The sequence below is a fragment of the Nonomuraea sp. NPDC003804 genome (genome assembly GCF_040610675.1).
Taxonomy (GTDB): Bacteria; Actinomycetota; Actinomycetes; order Streptosporangiales; family Streptosporangiaceae; genus Nonomuraea.
Genome location: NZ_JBEXMT010000004.1, coordinates 151,676 through 170,463, shown reverse-complemented (window position 1 = coordinate 170,463; position 18,788 = coordinate 151,676). Strand labels below are relative to the sequence as shown.

At 72.3% G+C, this 18,788-nt stretch carries 12 protein-coding genes; 8 read left to right on the top strand and 4 right to left on the bottom strand.

What is annotated here, in order from left to right; translation table 11 throughout:
- Positions 1-147 precede the first annotated feature (147 nt).
- Together ABZX22_RS06975 and ABZX22_RS06970 are read left to right on the top strand one after the other, a co-directional pair.
- Positions 148-1,737 carry an ATP-binding protein gene (locus ABZX22_RS06975; protein ID WP_354906655.1) on the top strand — a complete coding sequence of 530 codons (1,590 nt, stop codon included), beginning with the start codon at positions 148-150 and terminating at the stop codon, positions 1,735-1,737.
- A complete protein-coding gene (locus tag ABZX22_RS06970; protein ID WP_354906654.1) occupies positions 1,734-2,918 on the top strand; it encodes a tetratricopeptide repeat protein in 1,185 nt (394 codons plus the stop codon). The genes ABZX22_RS06975 and ABZX22_RS06970 overlap by 4 nt, the downstream gene beginning before the upstream one ends.
- Positions 2,919-3,305: 387 nt before the next feature.
- Here the strand turns inward: ABZX22_RS06970 and ABZX22_RS06965 are convergent, their stop codons facing one another.
- Complete coding sequence (locus ABZX22_RS06965) at positions 3,306-4,208, bottom strand: oxidoreductase (protein WP_354906653.1); 903 nt, start codon at positions 4,206-4,208, stop codon at positions 3,306-3,308.
- Between the two features lie 5 nt (positions 4,209-4,213).
- Positions 4,214-4,423 carry a hypothetical protein gene (locus tag ABZX22_RS06960; RefSeq protein ID WP_354906652.1) on the bottom strand — a complete coding sequence of 70 codons (210 nt, stop codon included), beginning with the start codon at positions 4,421-4,423 and terminating at the stop codon, positions 4,214-4,216.
- A 9-nt stretch (positions 4,424-4,432) separates the two neighbouring features.
- Here ABZX22_RS06960 and ABZX22_RS06955 point away from each other — a divergent pair, with 9 nt between their 5' ends.
- The gene (locus tag ABZX22_RS06955) at positions 4,433-5,095 is read left to right on the top strand and encodes a hypothetical protein (RefSeq protein WP_354906651.1); all 663 of its coding nucleotides are present in this window, start codon (positions 4,433-4,435) and stop codon (positions 5,093-5,095) included.
- A gap of 391 nt (positions 5,096-5,486) precedes the next feature.
- Here ABZX22_RS06955 and ABZX22_RS06950 read toward each other — a convergent pair whose 3' ends face one another.
- Positions 5,487-10,172: an ATP-dependent helicase gene (locus ABZX22_RS06950; RefSeq protein ID WP_354906650.1), complete on the bottom strand. Its 4,686-nt coding sequence runs from the start codon at positions 10,170-10,172 to the stop codon at positions 5,487-5,489.
- Between the two features lie 116 nt (positions 10,173-10,288).
- On the opposite strand from ABZX22_RS06950, the gene ABZX22_RS06945 reads away from it, so the two are divergent.
- The 3 genes from ABZX22_RS06945 to ABZX22_RS06935 all read left to right on the top strand — a co-directional run bounded on the left by ABZX22_RS06945 (position 10,289) and on the right by ABZX22_RS06935 (position 12,577).
- Positions 10,289-11,608, top strand: coding sequence for an aminotransferase class I/II-fold pyridoxal phosphate-dependent enzyme (locus tag ABZX22_RS06945; RefSeq protein WP_354906649.1), 1,320 nt, complete (start codon positions 10,289-10,291; stop codon positions 11,606-11,608).
- A gap of 42 nt (positions 11,609-11,650) precedes the next feature.
- A complete protein-coding gene (locus ABZX22_RS06940) occupies positions 11,651-12,139 on the top strand; it encodes a VOC family protein (protein WP_354906648.1) in 489 nt (162 codons plus the stop codon).
- 243 nt (positions 12,140-12,382) lie between these two features.
- A complete protein-coding gene (locus tag ABZX22_RS06935; protein WP_354906647.1) occupies positions 12,383-12,577 on the top strand; it encodes a DUF3046 domain-containing protein in 195 nt (64 codons plus the stop codon).
- Between the two features lie 311 nt (positions 12,578-12,888).
- Here ABZX22_RS06935 and ABZX22_RS06930 read toward each other — a convergent pair whose 3' ends face one another.
- Positions 12,889-13,179 (bottom strand): hypothetical protein, encoded by a 291-nt coding sequence (locus ABZX22_RS06930; RefSeq protein ID WP_354906646.1) that lies wholly within the window; start codon positions 13,177-13,179, stop codon positions 12,889-12,891.
- A 226-nt stretch (positions 13,180-13,405) separates the two neighbouring features.
- Here ABZX22_RS06930 and recA point away from each other — a divergent pair, with 226 nt between their 5' ends.
- Positions 13,406-14,503, top strand: a complete 1,098-nt coding sequence (recA, locus tag ABZX22_RS06925) for a recombinase RecA (protein WP_354906645.1) — start codon at positions 13,406-13,408, stop codon at positions 14,501-14,503.
- 3,091 nt (positions 14,504-17,594) lie between these two features.
- Positions 17,595-18,038, top strand: a complete 444-nt coding sequence (locus tag ABZX22_RS06920; RefSeq protein ID WP_354906644.1) for a regulatory protein RecX — start codon at positions 17,595-17,597, stop codon at positions 18,036-18,038.
- The last annotated feature ends 750 nt before the right edge of the window (positions 18,039-18,788 follow it).

Sequence of the window (18,788 nt, the reverse complement as noted above, 5' to 3'; positions counted from 1 at the left end):
CCGAACCGCCGCCCGCGCTGTCGACGGGGGCGGCGAGGGCCTCCTTCCCTCCGCGCCCGGCCGCTTTTCGGGCCGCCATGTCGCTCCATTTCGGTATGTTGCGTATTTGTGGTGGATTGATACTCCTGCGACAGAAGGGAATGGCTCGTGCCCGACGCAGGCCTCCAGGCGCTCCGTGAGGCGGCGCGTCTGTCACCCGACAACCTCCCCCTGCGCCAGCACCTGGCCGGCCAGCTGCTGGACAAGGGGTACCTCGCCGAGGCCGAAGCCGAATTCCGTGCCGCGCTCGTGCTCGCGCCCGGCAACCCGGACATCATCGCCGGACTGGCGGAGGCGTTCGTCAGGCAGAGCAACCACGGTCCCGCGCTGGCGGCGCTCGACCAGCTGCTCGCCGTACCCGGCTATCCCCCCAGGCTGGGGGTGCTGGCCGCGCGGGCGCTGCTCGGCGAGGGCGATGTGCCCGCGGCGGCCAGGCGCTACCACGAGGCGGTCTCCCGCGACCCGTCCGTCGGCGACCCCGAACTCGCCGCCAAGCTCGCGGTCCCCGCCGCGCCGGCCCCGTCATACCCGGCGCCGCAGCAGCCGTACCAGCCTTACCAGGGACGCCAGGGACACCAGGGGCACCCGTCGTACCCGGCGCCCGGCCAGGGCTACCAGCACCAGCAACCGGCCTACCAGCAGGTTCCCACCTACCAGCAGAGCCCGGCCTACCAGGAACAACCCCCTGCCTACCCGCAGGGTCAGGGCTACCAGCAGGGTCAGGGCTACCAGCAGGGTCAGGGCTACCAGCAGGGTCAGGGCTACCAGCAGGGTCAGGGCTACCAGCAGGGTCAGGGCTACCAACAGGCGCCGGAGACCAGTGCCGAGGTGGAGCGCTCCGCCACGTCCTTCGCGGACGTGGCCGGCATGGAGTCGGTCAAGGAGGCGCTGCGGATCAAGCTGCTGCTGCCGATCCAGCAGCCCGAGCTGTTCGCCGCGTACGGCAAGCGCGCCGGCGGCGGTGTCCTGCTGTACGGCCCGCCGGGAGCCGGCAAGACCCACCTGGCCAGGGCCGCCGCCGGTGAGCTCGGCGCCTCGTTCGTCAACGTGGGCCTGGCCGACATCCTCGACATGTACGTGGGGTCGAGCGAGCGCAACCTGCGCGCCACCTTCGACCTGGCCCGCCGTAACCGGCCGTGCGTGCTGTTCTTCGACGAGGTCGACGCGCTGGCGGCCCGCCGCTCCGACATGCGGCAGGCGCACGCGCGGCAGCTGGTCAACCAGTTCCTGGCGGAGCTGGACGGCGTGGACCAGCACGCCAACGAGGGTGTCCTGGTGCTGGCGGCGACGAACGCCCCCTGGTACGTGGACGTGGCCTTCCGCCGTCCGGGCCGGCTCGACCAGCCGGTGTTCGTGCCGCCGCCCGACGCGGCGGCACGGGCGGCCATCCTGCGCATCCTGTGCCGCGACAAGCCGCTGGCCGAGATGGACTTCGACGCGGTGGCGCGGGCGACCGAGCATTGCGTCGGCGCGGACCTGAAGGGTGTCGTCGACCGGGCGGTCGAGGCCAAGCTCCAGCAGTCGATCAGCGCGGGCCGGCCGCTGCCGCTGTCGACGCCGGACCTGCTGGCCGCCGCGGGGAGCGTGCGGCCGACGGCGGTCCGCGAGTGGATGGCGACCGCGCGCAACTACGTGCTGCACGCCAACGACTCGGGCGCGTGGGACGAGCTGATGCCGTGGGTCAAGGGGAAGTGGTGACGGTCACCGGTTCGCTCGACCGGGCACGGACGCTGCTGGAGCTGCGCCGGCCCGCCGACGCCGAACGGGAGCTGCGCGGTGTGCTCGCGCGGGAGCCGCACGACACGACCGCGCACGCCTTCCTGGCGCTCGCGCTCATCCAGCAGGGCGGCGTGGCCGAGGCGGTGGCGGAGGCGCACGAGGCGGTACGGCTGGCGCCGGACCACTGGTTCCCCCATTACGTGGCCGGCCAGGTGCACCAGCGCGCCGGCCGTCCCGACCAGGCGTTCGCAGCGGTCAACGCGTCGCTGGCGCTGGAGCCGCAGCACGCGCCGACCTGGGAGCTGCTGGCCAGGACGCATCTGCTGCGGGGCGAGTGGCAGGGGGCGGCGGAGGCGGCGAGCCGGGGAATGGCGATCGACCCCGACGACGCCGACCTGGCCAGCCTGCTGGCCGTCGCGCTCACCATGCTCGGGCAGGCCGAGCCGGCCAGGGCGGCGGCGGCGCGTGCCGTACATCTGGATCCGGAGAGCGCCACCGCGCACCTCGCCTACGGCAGGATGGCGCTGGCCTTCAAGGATCCGGGGACGGCCGCCACCGCCTTCCGCGAGGTGCTGCGGCTCGACCCGGGCTTCGGCCAGGCGCGAGAGCTGCTGGTGCAGGCGTTGAAGGAGCGCAATCCGCTCTACCGGCTGCTCGCCAGGCTGCGAGGCAACTTCCGGGGCGGGCGGCTGGCGTTCCTGCTGCCCGCCGTGCCGCCGCTGATCGTGGTGTTCATCCTCATCGCGGTGCTGCACTGGGCGGCGTGGGTGGCCGAGTCGTGGACGACGCTGCGCCTGGCCCGCGCCAAGGCCACCAGCCTGCTGTTCGAGGGGGTCGAGGCACGGGTGGCGGTGGCCTGCTGCGGGCTGGTCGCGGCTGGTGCGGCGCTGCTCACACTGGGGGTGGTGGCCGGCCTCGGCGCGGTGGGCACCGCGGGGGTGGCGGTCATGGCCCTGGCCACTCCCGTGCAGGAGGCCGTGCACACCGGCTCCGCCGCCGGCAGGGGGCTGCTGTACGGCTGGACGGCGCTGCTCGTCCTGGCCGTCGTCGCGGCGGTGGCGTTCGCCTCGGCGACGACGGCGTTGCTGGCCGTGTACGCGGCGCTGGCCACGATCTGGCTCGCGGCGGGCGTGCGGCGCGCGCTGCCCCACGACGCCTGAATCCGCTCCCGCGCCTGACCCCGCCGGGCGTGCGGCGCGCGCTGCCCCACGACGCCTGAACCCACTCCCGTCGCCTGACCTCGCCGGGCGTGCGGCGCGCGCTGCCCTGCGACGCCTGAGCCCGCTCCTGCGTCTGACCCTGCCGGGCGTGCGCGCGCGCTGCCCTGCGACGCCTGAGCCCATCCGCCAGGCTCGGGCACAGGGACCGGCATCAGAACCCTCGCGGCCGCCGCCCGTTCGATCCCGATCGTGCCGGTGAACGGCGTGCACGCCAGCCGCTTCACCGCGCCGCTGATCGCGCCGACCCGCCGGACCTCGTTGTGGCCGCCGGCCCGAGCTCGAGCCTGCCGCACACCACCGCAAGCTCGCCCATGCGGGCGGTGTGCCCTACCCGTTCATCGCGAAGCGAACATCCGTCAACTCTTCGGAGATCTCCCACAACCTCGCCGCAGCCTTCCGGTCCTTCGACGCCGGCGAGGAGTCCACGATCGTGGGATAGCCCCACACCTCGAACGGACCGCCAGGCCCCACGAAGCTCCCACCGGGCAGGTCCGCCACCGTCGCCGCGAAGAGCAGCGGTAGCGCTCCCCGCCCCGCGCTCTGCGCGAAGACCGCATTGGTGACCGTCTGGCCCAGCTCCATGAAGCGGTTGCCGGCCATGCGCGGACCCGCCGTCTGGAGGTTCGTGGAGGCGTAACCCGGATGCGCCGCCACGCTGGTCAGGTGGCCGTTCGCGCGGCGCTGCAGCTCATGGGCGAACAGCAGGTTGGCCAGCTTCGACTGCCCGTACGCCAGCCACTTGTGGTAGCCCAGCTCGCCGTTGAGGTCGTCGAACCTCATGCGCGCCGCCACGTGCGCCAGGCTGCTGACCGTCACCACCCTGGCGCCGCGCAGCCGCGGCAGCAGCAGCCCGGTCAGCGCGAAGTGCCCGAGATGGTTGGTGCCGAACTGCATCTCGAAACCGTCGGCCGTCTTCCGGTACGGCAGCGCCATCACGCCCGCGTTGTTCACCAGGATGTCGACGCCGCTGGTGATGCCCGCCGCGAACTCCCGCACCGACGACAGGTCGGCCAGGTCCAGCCGCCGGACCTCGATCGAACCCCTGGGAGCGGCCCGGAGCATCCGTTTGCGCGCGCTCTCGCCCTTCGCCGTGTCCCTGCAGGCCAGCACGGTGGTGGCACCACGCCTCGCCAGCTCGCCCGCCGTGATCATGCCGAGGCCGCTGCTGGCACCCGTCACGATCGCCGTCTTACCCGACAGATCGGGAATCTCCGCCGCTGTCCACACCATGAAGATCACCGTAGCCGCTCCGCCGGAGCGAGCAGGACCGGATCTCCGCGAACGGCGAGCCCCAGAGGCCGCCGCCTACCCGTCGACGAGCCTCGGGGCCTGGCCGTCCGGTCGAGGCTCTTGCCCCGGTTGAGCGCCTGGTCGGGCGGGATCGGCGCCGCGCCCAGCTCGTCCAGGAGAAGCGGTCGCGTGACGCGACCGAGCCGGCGCCGCATGATGCGTTCATGGCGGAACTCTGGGACTTATGGATGCGCTGGCTCGACGGTCGGCAACTCACCGGGGTGACGCTGTGGGGCTGGCCCCTGTTCCTGTGGGGACGAGTGGGAAAAGCGTCACAGTTCCTCGCCGCGCTGACGGTCGTCCTCGATCTTGTGGGCCCGGAGGCGCTGCGCGGATTCGGCCGGCGCTTGACGGGGATCTCCTGGTCACGGGCGCGGCAGGTAGGCAGGGCGGTGCTGGCCGTCATCGTGGCGATCCTCGTTCTCAGCCTTCCCGTGGCGGGCCTTCTGGCTGTCTCGTTGGCGTTCATGGAACAACAGGGCCAGCCGGTACCGGATCTTCCCGGGGTGCCCGGTCACTGGCCGTTGATCGCCATGGGCCTGTTCCTCGCGCTGTGGGGAGCGGCCGCCCTGGCGTTCCAGGTGACAGGACGAGCCACCGGCTCGGAGGCGATCGCGGCCGGATTCGTCCACGTCCCGGAAGCGTTCGCGTACGTGCTGACGGCCGTGTGCTTCTGGCTCCCGTGGGCGTTGATCTGTGGTTTGTGCGTGCCTCTCCTGCGCGGGACCGCCTTCCTGCTGGACCGGGCTCGACCAGCTCATCCCGCGCGAGTGGTGGCCGCGGTGCTCTTCATCATCGGCTTCCATTTCGACTTCCTCGCCTCATGACCGCCGTCGCCCAGGAAGGGGAAGGGGCCGTACGCGCGTGCGGCGCCCGCCAAGCCCCCGTGCACAGTGGCTGCCGATCGACGGGAGCCGAAGTGACCGGTGGTTCCGGGGACCGGTGGCCAGGTACGGGGGCCGGCGGCCAGCCGGTGTGGCCGCTGCTCCGGACGGCCCGCTGCGGAACGCCGGTCCGGAGGTGTTCACGTGCAGGGCGGTCACCCGAACCCCAGCGGCCGACGGACGGCTCCTCCGGTGGTCGATGGACGGCTCCTTCGGCGGCCGATGGGCGGCTCCTCTGGTGGCTGGTGGGCCGCTCTTCCGGTGGTCGATGGGCGGCTCCTCCGATGGCTGGTGGGCCGCTCCTCCGGTGGCTGGTGGGCGGCTCCTCCGGGGGTCAGGCGCGGAGGCGGAGGCCGCGGGGGGTGGGGTGGAAGCCCGCCGCCTCCAGAGCCGCCGCCAGCGGCGAGTCGTTGATCGACTCACCGTCGGCCCGCTCCACCGTGAGCTTGCCGAGCGCCCCGTCCCGTACGGCCAGCGCCAACGCGTCGACCGCTGGCTGCAGCCGCCCGTCGTCGGCGAACGACAGCAGCGTCTTGCCGCCCCGCTCGACGTACAGCACCAGGTGCCCGTCGACGAGCACCACCAGCGCGCCCGCCTTGCGACCCGGCTTGTGCCCGACGTCACCAGGACGCGTGGGCCAGGGGAGCGCCGCGCCGTACGGGTTGGCGGGGTCGGCCGCCGCCAGCACCACCGCGCGCTGTCCCGCCTCCGCGCCGCGCCGGCCGGAGGCGCCATCCGAGAGCCCGGTCCCGCCCGAGAAGCCACCAGAGGCGTCACCGGCGACACCGCCGGATGAGTCAGGCGCCAGGGCGCGCATCCGGTCGACGGCCCCCGGCAGGGCGAACTGCGCCCCGCCGAGCCCTTCCACGAAGTAACCCCGACGGCAGCGCCCGCTCTCCTCGAACGCCCGCAACACCTGGTACACCGCCGCGAACCCGCCGGGCAGCCGTTCGGCCATCACCGCACCGCGCGTGACCACGCCGTGGCGTTCGAGCAGGGCCTCCGCCTGCGCGTGCGCCCGCTGCGTGGCGTCGGGCGACGGCGAGGGCAGCAGCCACCACCTGCCGCCCACCAGCGGCGATCCGCTCCTCGACGGGAGCACCGCCCGCCGCCGCCGGGTGGTCGCGGGCCGGTGGGCGGGCCGTCCCGAGCCGAGCGTCGCCCGGAGCGGAGCCAGCGTGTCACCGGACACCCGGCCGGACCAGACCAGGTCCCACAGCGCGGTGGTGAGCGCGAGGTCGTCGAGCGAGCCCACGCGATCGGACAGCCCGCGGAAGAACAGCGCCCCGCCGCCGTCGAGCACCTCGAGCACCTTCTCGTGCAACGGCGTCATGGTGATCTCGGCAGGCGGGGGCAGCAGCAGCGGGGCGGTGTCGGCGAAGTAGAGCGACACCCAGCCGTCGCCGCCCGGCAGCGCCCCCTGCCCGGCCCAGATCACCTCGCCCGAGGAGGTGAGCTCGTCGAGCAGCGCGGGATGGTAGCCGGGCACCCGCGAGGGCAGCACCAGTGTCTCCAGCGAGGAGGCGGGCACCGCCGCGCCCTGGAGCTGTTCGATCGCGTTGACCAGGGAGTCCATCGATCTGGCCGCGCCGATGGCGCCGCCCGCGGCCCGCCCCGCGGGACGGCCGGAGACACCGTGCCAGCTCGGCGCGAACAGCGCGAGCGTCTCCGGCGGCACCGGTTCGACCTCCTTGCGCAGCCGCGCCAGGGACCTGCGCCTGAGCATCCGCAGGACGCCGGCGTCGCACCACTCCTCGCCGCGTCCGCCCGGCCGGAACTCGCCGCTCACCACCCGCCCCTGGGCCGCCAGCCTGCGCAGCGCGTCGCTGATCACCGCGACGCCGAGCCCGAACCTGGCCGCCGCCGCCCCGGCGTGGAACGGCGTGCGGGTGCGCGCGTGCCTGGCCACAAGGTCGCCGAGCGGGTCGGCGACCGGCTCGAGGAAGGCGTGCGGCACGCCCACCGGCAGGGGCGCGCCCAGCGCGTCGCGCAGCCTGGCGGCGTCCTCGATCGCCGCCCACTGCTCCTCACCGGCGATCCGGACGCTGATCGCCCGCCGGCCGCGTTCGAGCTCGGCCAGCCACGCCGGGTCGCCGCCGCGCACGCTCACGTCGGCCGCCAGCAGCGGACCGTGTGAACGCAGCAGGTCGGCGAGGTCCTCGGCGTCGCGCAGCGGCCTGTCGAGCCTGGCCAGCTCCCGCTCGGCGTCGGCGATCACGTCGGGGTCGAGCAGCTCGCGCAGGTCTGCCTGGCCGAGCAGTTCGGCCAGCAGCGTGGTGTCGAGCGCGAGGGCCTGCGCCCTCCGCTCGGCCAGCGGCGCGTCGCCCTCGTACATGAACGCGCCGATGTAGTGGAACAGCAACGAGGCCGCGAACGGCGAGGCCTGCGAGGTCTCCACCTCCACCACCCGCACCCGCCGTGCCGCGATGTCGCGCATGAGCTGGACCAGCCCCGGCACGTCGAAGACGTCCTGCAGGCACTCCCGCATCGTCTCCAGCACCACGGGGAAGCTCGCGTACTGCGCGGCCACGCCCAGCAGGTGGGCGGCCCGCTGGCGCTGCTGCCACAGCGGGGTGCGCTTTCCCGGTGTCCGCCGGGGCAGCAGCAGCGACCGCCCCGCGCACTCCCTGAACCGGGAGGCGAACAGCGCCGAGCCGCCCAGCTCCTCGGTGACGATCTGCTCGATCTCGTCGGCGTCGAAGGCGGCCACGTCGCTCGGCGGTTCGGCGAGCGTGTCGGGGATGCGCAGCACGATGCCGTCGTCGGAGTGGACGGCCTGCACGTCGACGCCGTAGCGCTCGCGCAGCCTCCGGTTGACGGCCAGCGCCCAGGGGGCGTGGACGCGCGCGCCGTAGGGGGAGTGGATCACCACGCGCCAGTCGCCCAGCTCGTCGTGGAAGCGCTCGACCAGCAGCGTGCGGTCGTCGGGCACGTAGCCCGTCGCCTCGCGCTGTTCCTGCAGGTAGGCCAGCAGGTTGCCCGCCGCCCACTCGTCGAGGCCCGCCGCCCGCATCCGCTCGGCCAGGCCGTCGTTCAGCGCGTCGGCCGCGCCGCTCGTGCCCGCCGTACCGGAGGAAGGACCGAGGCCGGAGTTCAGCTCCCGCAGGAACGCCCCGATGGCCCTGCCCAGCTCGGCCGGACGCCCGGGGGTGTCGCCGTGCCAGAACGGCAGCTTGCCCGGCTGGCCGGGCGCCGGCGAGACCAGCACCCTGTCGGCCGTGATGTCCTCGATCCGCCACGAGGTCGCGCCCAGCACGAACACGTCACCGGCCCGTGACTCGTAGACCATCTCCTCGTCGAGCTCGCCGACCCTGGAGCCCTTCTCGCCGACCAGGAACACCCCGAACAGCCCGCGGTCGGGGATGGTGCCGCCGTTGGTCACCGCGAGCCGCTGGGCGCCGGGGCGGCCCTGCAGCACGCCGGTCACCCTGTCCCACACCAGCCGTGGACGCAGCTCGGCGAACTCCTCGCTCGGGTAGCGGCCCGCGAGCATGTCGAGCGTCGCCTCCAGCGCGCTCCGCGGCAGCGTGGAGTACGGCGCGGCCCGCTTGACCACCTCTTCGAGCTCGTCGACGGTCCAGTCGTCGAGCGCGGTCATGGCCACGATCTGCTGGGCCAGCACGTCGAGCGGGTTGCGCGGGTAGCGCAGCTCCTCGATCTGGCCGCTGCGCATCCGTTCGGCCACGACGGCCGTCTGGATCAGGTCGCCGCGGTACTTGGGGAAGATCACGCCCTTGGAGACCGCGCCCACCTGGTGGCCCGCCCTGCCGATCCGCTGCAGGCCGCTGGCCACGCTGGGCGGCGCCTCGACGCAGGCCACCAGGTCGACCGCGCCCATGTCGATGCCGAGTTCCAGGCTGGAGGTGGCGACCACCGCGGGCAGCCGGCCCGACTTGAGCGCCTCCTCGATCTGCGAGCGTTCCTCCTTGGACACCGATCCGTGGTGGGCCCGCACGATCTCGGGCACCGCGCCCTTGCTCGCGCCTGCCTGGGCCATCATCTCCGCGGGCGCCGGCAAGGCCGCCGGCGTGGATCCGGGCGGCTCGGGCCCGCTCTCCCAGATCGACAGGTCGATCATGTCGTCGCCGCCCCGCTCCCGCTCGTAGGCCAGCTCGTTGAGCCGCGTGCACAGGCGCTCGGCCAGCCGCCGGGAGTTGGCGAAGACGATCGTCGAGCTGTGGGCCTCGATCAGGTCGAACAGGCGATCCTCCACGTGCGGCCAGATCGACCTGCGCGCGGGCTCCTGCACGAACGCGTCGGGGTCGGACACCGGCCGCGCGTCGAGCTCGGTCATGTCCTCGATCGGGACGACGACCTCCACCTCGATGCGCTTGTCCGAGGGCGGCTGCACCACGGCTGCGGGGCGGGCGCCGCCGAGGAAGGCGGCCACCTCGCTGACCGGCCGCACGGTGGCCGACAGCCCGACGCGCTGGGCGGGCCGTTCGAGGAGGGAGTCGAGCCGCTCCAGGCTGAGCGCCAGGTGCGCGCCGCGCTTGGTGGCCGCCACCGCGTGCACCTCGTCGACGATCACCGTCTCGACACCCCGCAGCGCCTCTCGGGCCTGGCTGGTGAGCAGCAGGAACAGCGACTCGGGCGTGGTGATGAGGATGTCGGACGGCTTGGCGGCGAACCGCCTGCGGTCCTCCGCCGAGGTGTCGCCCGAGCGGATCGCCACCGAGATCTCGGGTACGGCCAGGCCCAGGCGCCGCGCCGTCTGCCGCAGCCCGGCGAGTGGCGCCCGCAGGTTGCGCTCCACGTCGACGGCCAGCGCCTTGAGCGGCGACACGTAGAGCACCCTGCAGGTCCGCTTGCCCTCCTGGGCCGGCGGCCGGGCGGCGAGCCTGTCGAGCGACCAGAGGAAGGCCGCCAGCGTCTTGCCGGACCCGGTGGGCGCGACGACCAGCGTGTTGTCGCCGCGCGCGATGGACTCCCACGCCCCCAGCTGGGCAGGCGTGGGAGCCGCGAAGGCCCCGGTGAACCATTCGCGGGTCACCCTGCTGAAGTGGTCGAGGAAGCTCACTCCACCATGGTGCCTTCCGGCACCGACAAAACGAGCCGGGCCGTACCGGCCAACCGGTTTGGTAGATCTTCGTCTGCTATTTCCCTTTTTTTCGGTTTTATCCCCATACTGCATGCGTGCATAGCTACGACGAGCGCCTCACCACCCTGGTCTTCGACTACATGAGGCAGCGCCTCGCCCTCGACCCGGTTCCCCTGGACCACCCGGGTGAGAAGGGCAAGCTGGACGCCGCGCTCGCCGGGCTGATCACCAAGGAGGGCGCCGACCCCGCCAAGGTGCTGGACGTCTACGACCAGCAGCTCTCCCGCGCGGTCATCTCCGCGGACAGCACCCGGTTCCTGTCCTTCATCCCCGCCGCCCCCACCAAGGCGGCGCTGCTGTTCGACATGGTGGTCTCCTGCGCCTCGCTGCAGGGCATCAGCTGGCTGGAGGCCTCCGGCGCCATCGCGGCGGAGAACCAGGTCCTGCGGTTGATCGCCGACTACGCGGGCCTGCCCGGCACGGCGGGCGGCTGCTTCGTCTCCGGCGGCAGCGCCGCCAACCTGTCGGCTCTCGTCGTGGCCAGGGACACGGCCGGCGTGCCGAACGCGAAGATCGCCGTGAGCGACCAGGCCCACTCCTCGATCGCCAACACGCTGCGCATCATCGGCGTCGAGGCGCTCGTCGTGCCCTCCGAGGACCACCGCCTCACAGGCGCGTCCCTGCGGAAGGCGCTCGAAGGGCAGGAGAACGTCATCGGCGTGGTCGCCACCGCCGGCACCACGAACGCGGGCATCGTCGACGACCTCAAGGGCGTCGCGGAGGTGGCCCGCGAGCGCGGGCTGTGGTTCCACGTCGACGGCGCGTACGGCGGCGCCGGGCTGTTCGCCCCTTCCGTCCGGCACCGCTACGAGGGCATCGAGCACGCCGACTCGTTCGTCGTCGACCCGCACAAGTGGCTGTTCGCCCCGTTCGACTGCGCCGCGCTCATCTACCGCAACCCCAACCTGGCGCGTGCCGTACACACGCAGGACGCCTCCTACCTGGACGTCCTGCACACCGACGGCGGCGAGTGGAACCCCACGGACTACGCCTACCACCTGACCAGGCGCGCCCGCGGGCTGCCGCTGTGGTTCTCGCTCGCGGTCAACGGGACCGACGCCTACACCGAGGCCGTCGAGCGCGGGCTCGCCCTGGCGAGAGAGACCGCCGAGCTGATCAGGGAGAGCGACCACCTGGAGCTCATCCGCGAGCCCGAGTTGTCCGCCGTGCTCTTCCGGCGTCCTGGATGGACCGCCCAGGACTACTACACGTGGTCAGAGCGGCTGCTGGCCGGGCAGATCGGATTCGTCACCCCCACCGGCTGGGAGGGCGAGACCGTCGCGCGTTTCGCTTTCCTGCATCCCGGCACCACGATGGAGATCGTGAAGGAGATTGTGGCCACGATGCGCGATTGAGGCGCCGATCCCGGGGACATAGAGCGGGAGAGGTGAAGCGACGTGACCATCGATTACGCAGCCATCGAGGCTGATCGCGAGCGTATCAAGCGGCAGTACCTCCTCCCGCACCGTCCATCGAGCAGCGCGCGCGGTCTGCACCACTTCGCACTGCTGTCCTCCGACGTGGAGCGGACGGTCCGGTTCTACCAGGAGCTCCTGGAGTTCCCCCTCACGGAGATCTTCGAGAACCGCGACTACAAGGGTTCCAACCACTTCTTCTTCGACATCGGCAACGGCAACCTGCTGGCGTTCTTCGACTTCCCCGGGCTCGACCTGGGGCCGTACCAGGAGGTCCTGGGCGGGCTGCACCACATCGCGATCTCCGTGGACCCCGCGACGTGGGAACGGTTGCGCGGCAAGCTGGAGATGGCCGGCGTGCCGCACCAGATCGAGAGCGGCGCCTCCATCTATTTCAGGGACCCCGACGGCGCCCGACTGGAACTGCTCGCCGACCATCTGGGGGAGATGTACGGCTCGCGCGTGCTGTAGCCGCTACCTCCGTGACGCCCTGCGGGTGCGCGGCGCACCCTCACGGGGTTCGGCCCTCAGACCGGCGTGCCGCTCGGCGCGCTCGGCCTTCTCCTTCTGTACGGCGAGCCGCTGCTGCAGGAGCAGGGCGCGGCGTCGCTCCCGATGTGACCTGGCATCGATTGACGGCTTGGGAGCCGCTTTGGAGGATTTCGCCATACGGTCTGTCCTACCCAGTGCGGGGCGGGTTCCATACTGGGGAGCATGCGTCTGACCGAGTTCTGGAGAAGGATGCGGGCCCACTTCGGCGACGTCTACGCCGAGTCGTGGGCCAGGGACTACGTGCTCGCCCCGCTGGGCGGGCGCACGGTCGAGCAGGCACTGGCCCAGGGCGAGAGCGCCAAGGACGTCTGGCGCGCGGTGTGCCAGGTGGAGAACGTCGACGGCAAGCTGCGCTGACCGCCGGGGAGGAACGGTGCACACCTGCTCGTGCTGTACGGCGGGGCCGCGGCTCGTGGTCTTCACCGGAGGCCCGCTCACGGGAGCGCTCGACCGGGCCGCGGCCGACGGCCTGCGAACACCGTGGCGGGCCTGCGGGCCTCGTTCGTCGGGTGACAGGCGCGTGCGGTGTCCGCCGGGCGGCTCGCGCGTGCCGTAGCGGTGGGGGTCGCTCGGCTGGGTCGCGCGGGCCGTAGAGGTGCGGGTTCTCGGCTTGTGCCGTACCGGTCGGGGGCGCTTCTCCGGCTCGCGCTTGCCGTACCCGGTCCGGGTCACTCGTCGGTCAGGCAGGTGTGGAGCGCCTCCGCCGTACCGGCGGGATCGTCGGCGTGGCCCTGGCCGCCCGGCGACCACAGGAAGACCCACGCGGCGGCGGACGGGGTCGCGAAGATGATGGTCTGACGGCCCGTGCGCGGATGCCACACCCACAGCACCGGGTCGTCGCCGCCGATCATGCGCCCCACGAGCCCGCAGCCGGGGAGCAACGCCGCGAGCGCCTCCAGGTGGGTGCGCCGCTGCCCGGTGTACGTGCTCGTCACGTCGCCGCCTCTCGACCTTTCCAACAGGATCTCCCCAGGTCAGCGGCCATGGCAACCGGCCCGGCGGATTGTCAGGGAATGTCGGCCGGGCACGGTGGGTGGCCGGCGTGTTCGAGGCGCGATCGAACAGCCGTTCGGCTACCATGAGAAGCGCCGGCCACGGTGCCTCGCGCGTCCGGCGGAAAATTGTCGGTCCCACCGCGTAGCTTTCACTCGACCGACCACACCACGACCCTCCCGGGGAGTTCCCATGGCTATCAACGACCGCGAGAAGGCCCTTGAGACTGCCCTCGCACAGATCGAGCGGCAGTTCGGCAAGGGCTCCGTCATGCGCCTCGGCGATGACGCCAGGGCTCCCATCGAGGTTGTCCCGACCGGTTCGATCGCGCTCGACGTCGCGCTCGGCATCGGTGGTTTCCCCCGCGGCCGCATCATCGAGGTCTACGGTCCCGAGTCCAGCGGTAAGACCACGGTGGCGCTGCACGCGGTGGCCAACGCCCAGCGGGCCGGCGGCATCGCCGCGTTCATCGACGCCGAGCACGCCCTCGACCCCGAATACGCCAAGAAGCTCGGCGTCGACACCGACGCGCTGCTCGTCTCCCAGCCCGACACGGGTGAGCAGGCGCTGGAGATCGCCGACATGCTGATCCGCTCGGGCGCCGTCGACATCATCGTCATCGACTCGGTCGCCGCCCTGGTGCCCAAGGCCGAGATCGAGGGCGAGATGGGCGACAGCCACGTCGGTCTCCAGGCCCGTCTGATGTCCCAGGCGCTGCGCAAGGTCGCGGGCGCGCTCAACAGCACCGGCACCACCGCCATCTTCATCAACCAGCTGCGCGAGAAGATCGGTGTCATGTTCGGCTCGCCCGAGACCACGACCGGTGGTAAGGCGCTGAAGTTCTACGCCTCGGTCCGCCTCGACATCCGGCGCATCGAGACGCTCAAGGACGGCACGGAGGCGGTCGGCAACCGCACCCGCGTCAAGGTCGTCAAGAACAAGATGGCGCCGCCCTTCCGCGTCGCCGACTTCGACATCCTGTACGGCGTGGGCATCTCCCGTGAGGGCGGCCTCATCGACATGGGTGTGGAGCACGGCTTCGTCCGCAAGTCCGGCGCCTGGTACACCTACGAGGGCGACCAGCTCGGCCAGGGCAAGGAGAACGCGCGTAACTTCCTGCGCAACCACCCCGACGTGGCCAACGAGATCGAGAAGAAGATCAAGGAGAAGCTGGGCGTGGGCCCGCGCGTCGACGCGCCCGCCGAGGCCGCCGCTCCCGCCGCCCCTCCGGCTCCCGCCTCCTCGGGCCGCGGCTCCAAGGCTTCCGCGCCCAAGCCTGGTGACGTCTGATCCGGGCTGAGCCATGAGCACGTCGTCGGACCCTGACCAGCGGCCCTCCGGCTCCACGCCGGAGCCGCCCGCCTCCGCGACCCTCCAGCGGCCGGGCCAGGGTCCTGACGCGCGCACTCCCCCGGAGGTGGCAGGTTCTCCCACGACCGCCTCCGAACTGCACGGCGGCTCAGCCACCCCTCCCACGTCTTCCGGCGACCGCGATGCCGTCACCCCCGCCCACGGTGAGCCCTCGGCCGACGACGGCCCCTTCGCCGGTGACCCTCACGATGGCGCACACCACCCCCTGGGTCGCGGCGACCATGACGGCCGCGACACCGGTGACCGACCCCGCGACCGCTGGGGCCTCGATGACCGCGGACCGGACGGCCGGCACACGGCAGACTCCGACCCGTGGACCTCACCCGGCTCTGGTTCCTGGGACCTACGGAACCCCACCGGCTGGGGCCCCGGACGGCGGTATGACGCTGACCAGTGGAACTCGGGCATCTGGAGCACAGCATCCCGACTTTCGGAATCCCGGGGCTCGGGTTCATGGGACGCGGAAAGTGCCGGCGCGGACGCCTGGAGCCCGGGACCCTCTGGCTCGGGCTCGCGGGACACGAACAGCGCCGACCCTGAATCCTGGGACACGGGGACCCAGGATTCAGGGTCGTGGGGCACGGACAGTGCCGGCTCGGACGCCTGGAGCCCGGGGCCCACTGGCTCAGGTCCGTGGGGCGGGGACAGCACGGGCGCGGACACCTGGGACACGGGATCCCCTGGCTCGGGTTCGTGGGAGACGAACAGCGCGGGCGCCGACAGTTGGGGCACGGCATCCCGGAGCACGGGTTCGTGGGGCACGAACACCACCGGCGCGGACGCCTGGGGCAGCATCCCCGACGGCGTCGCCGACCTCGCCTCACCCCGCGCGTCGCGTGGAAGAGGCCGGGCACGGCCGCGTTCGGCCGACGAGCCCACCCCCGCCTGGCCGTTCGCCGCGACAGGCCCGGCCTGGTCACCCACCAGCAGCGCCGAACCCACCGACCACCCTGACGACCGCGCCTCCGACAGTGGGGATCGGACGTCCCAGGCAGAGGCGCGTCCCTCGACACGAGACGAACGCGCCTCCCGTGTGGAAGACCGCACTTCCCGGGCCGAGGAACGGACTGCCCGTGTGGAGGGCGGCAGCTCCCACACCGAGGGGCCGACTCCACTCGTGGCGGAGCGTTTGTCCCACGCGGAGGGACGCTCGCCCTATGGGGAGGGACGCTCGTCCTTCGCTCAGGCGGCCGGTGGCGGCGAAGGGGGCGCTTCTCCGGACGATCGTGGCGACCCCGTCCTCAGAGAACCGGCCGTCGCTCCGACGGCCGGCGAGAACACGGCCTCGCCGGAACCATCGCCCAGCAGCGCGCGCGCAGAAGACCCCGTTGAAGACACCGCCGCACAGGAACCGCCCTCTCGACGCGAGGCAGAGGATGACCGTCCGGGGGCGGCGCATGACTGGGGCGCGTGGCCTGACATCCCGCAGCGGGAACCACGATCCAAGCGCCGGTCTCAGGCCCGATCGTCCAGGGACCAGTGGGCCGTCCCCGAGGGAGGACTCGGCTCGGGCGACGACGGCAGCGGGTCGAACGCGTGGCTCGAGTCCGGCGATGACGGCGGCCGGCCGTACGGGTGGCTGGAGTCAGGAGACGACGGCACCCACTTGGAACGTGGGCTCGCTTCCGGCGACGACGGCCTGTCGGGAAGTCGCGGGGCATCACGCTCGCGTAAGGGCTCCCGCCGCGCCCGAGGTGAGTCCCGCTGGACCGGCAGTGACGACAGCGCCCCTCGGTCGACCCGTGGTGGCGGTGGATCTGCGGGAAGGCGTTCCTCGACCCCTACCGGCTGGGGTGACGACCTCTCGACCGATCACGCCGACAGCGGCTGGGATGACGGCAGCACGGACGGTCATGGCGATGGCGGCCGGGGCGGAAGCGCTTCACGTGGTCGTGGTGACGGTGGTTGGGGTGCTTCAGGCGGCCGTGGTGATGGCGCTCGGGGTGCGAGCGACTCGGGGCGACAGCTTGATGGCCACCGGGGTGCCGGCCGTGATGGGGGCGGCTGGGATGCAAGCTCCTCGGGCCGGCGTAGCGATGGCAGTCGGGGTGGTCGCCGTTCGGACGGTCGCGCTGAGGGCGGCTGGGGTAGCAGCCGAGGCCGGGATCGTGCCGGCTCGGGACGGGGGCGCGCTGGCTTCGGCTCAGGTGACGGCTTCGTCGACTTCGACTCCAAAGGTGAGGCGCCCGAGTGGGCCAGGGGAGAGGACACGCCGAACAGAGCGTCGGATGCCGCGTGGTCGGCTGGGCCATCCAGCGATTACCGTCCTGCCGTTTCCGGAACGTCCGGTTCCGGGGGCGTCGGGGAGGTCGGCGGCAAGGGCCCTACGGGGTGGCCACAGTCCATCCCCCGGAGGCGAGGCTCGGTCGAACGTCCGCCACACGACGAGCGGGGGCACCGGGAGCAGGACGACGAGCCCCAGGAGCGGCAGACGGACGCGGCCGGAGCCGGTCCTTACAGGTCGGCGCCGGGCCTGGGTGCCGGTGAAGGACGGTGCGGGTCCGAAGACGGGCTTGGCGAAGCGCGGTCCGGAGCGGAAGTCGGTCCTGCCGAAGGATGGTCCGGAGCGGAAGAGCGGCCCTCTGAGGGCGTGTTCGGGGCCGGAGAGGAGCCTGGTGAAGGGCGGTCCGGGGCGGAAGACCGGCCTGGTGACGCCCGGTTGGGGTCCCGTGATGGCCTGTTCGGGTTCGGAGAGGGGCCCGGTGATGGCCTGTTCGGGTCGGGAGAGCGTCCCGGTGGCAGCCTGTTGGGGGCCGGGGACGGTCCCGAGGGTGGCCTGTTCGGGTCGAAGGACGGTTCTGTTGAAGGATGGTCCGGGGCGGAAGATGGGCGCCGTGAGGGTCGACGTCAGGGGCAGGGAAGGCGGCGCGGCGGCGGGTCGCGGAAGGGAAGCGGCAGAGCTCGCTCCGCAGGCTGGGCGGAGGGGCCGCAGGAAGGGTCCGAGGCGGCCTCGGGCCCCGAGGCGGACCCGGAGTCGGTCGCGCGGGCCATCTGCCTGAGGCTGCTCACGATGGCGCCGAAGACGAGGGCGCAACTCGCCGAGGCATTGCGGAAGCGCGATGTGCCCAGGGAGGCCGCGGAGGCGGTGCTGGATCGGTTCACCGAGCTGGGGCTGATCAACGACGAGGCGTTCGCCGACGCGTGGGTGGACTCCCGGCACCATGGTCGGGGGCTCGCACGCCGGGCGTTGGCGGCGGAGTTGCGGCACCGGGGCGTCGACAGCGACACGATCAACGAGGCCGTCGAGCGTGTCGACTCCGACCAGGAGGTGGAGACGGCCCGCAGGCTCGTCGAACGCAAGCTCGCCTCCACCCGTGGGCTTGATCCGCAGGCCCGTACCCGGCGGCTGGCCGGGATGCTGGCGCGGAAGGGGTACGGGGCAGGGGTGGCCTACCGGGTGGTCCGTGAGGCGCTGGAGAGCGAGGGTGTCGAGGTGGAGGACGACTTCCCCTAGCCGCGGAGGAAGCGTTTTGCGGCTTCTCGCGACGCGGAGGGGTGGTCCGCGGCTTCTCCGCAACGCGGAGGGAGTGCTTTGCGGCTTCTCGCGACGCGGAGGGGTGGTCCGCGCCTTCCCTGCAACGCGGAGGGAGTGCTTTGCGGCTCCCCACGACGCGGAGGGAGTGCCTTGCGGCTCCCTCGCGACGCGGAGGCGGGCGGGGGCTTCTCCACCGCGGCAGGGGCTTCTCCACCATCCGAGGCGGTAGGTGGCACCCTCCAGACAGCGGCAGGCGGCCTCCCTCGGACGAGCGGTAGGCGGCCTCCTTCAGCCTAGGAGGGTGGGCTTTCCTGGCGACGGCGGGTGCTTGACCCGGCCGTGAGGTCTCGCCGACCTCGCCTTGCCCGGGAGCTGGGGCCTGGGCGGGCCCGTCGAGGGTGGTTGCGCTGGTCATGGGGCTGCACGACCCGTCGTGCGGGCGAGTCGGGGGACCGTGCGATCGCCCCCGGACGTTAGACCGTTCTCCAAACTAAGGAGTCCCGCACCGGGGCCGGTGGGTGATCCGCGAGGAGCCCGTCAGGCGCGGTGGAAACGCCGGTTCGAGCAGGCCTGATCATGGTCGCTCCGACCCTCCGACGATCATGATCGGGGGTGGTGCGGCGGTCCGGTCATGAACCGGTAAGAGGTGCTGAGATCAGCGTCTCCGGGGCGCGTCAGGTCAGGATTAGCTGGGTAAATGACGGCATGTCGGCCATTTTGGGAAAGATC

What these genes read in the sequence shown, in the direction of transcription:
- ABZX22_RS06920 (WP_354906644.1), top strand. Translation starts at nt 17,595, where the DNA reads ATGGCGCCGAAGACGAGGGCGCAACTCGCCGAGGCATTGCGGAAGCGC.
- recA (WP_354906645.1), top strand. Translation starts at nt 13,406, where the DNA reads ATGGCTATCAACGACCGCGAGAAGGCCCTTGAGACTGCCCTCGCACAG.
- ABZX22_RS06965 (WP_354906653.1), bottom strand. Translation starts at nt 4,208, where the DNA reads ATGGTGTGGACAGCGGCGGAGATTCCCGATCTGTCGGGTAAGACGGCG.
- ABZX22_RS06955 (WP_354906651.1), top strand. Translation starts at nt 4,433, where the DNA reads ATGGCGGAACTCTGGGACTTATGGATGCGCTGGCTCGACGGTCGGCAA.
- ABZX22_RS06935 (WP_354906647.1), top strand. Translation starts at nt 12,383, where the DNA reads ATGCGTCTGACCGAGTTCTGGAGAAGGATGCGGGCCCACTTCGGCGAC.
- ABZX22_RS06960 (WP_354906652.1), bottom strand. Translation starts at nt 4,423, where the DNA reads ATGCGGCGCCGGCTCGGTCGCGTCACGCGACCGCTTCTCCTGGACGAG.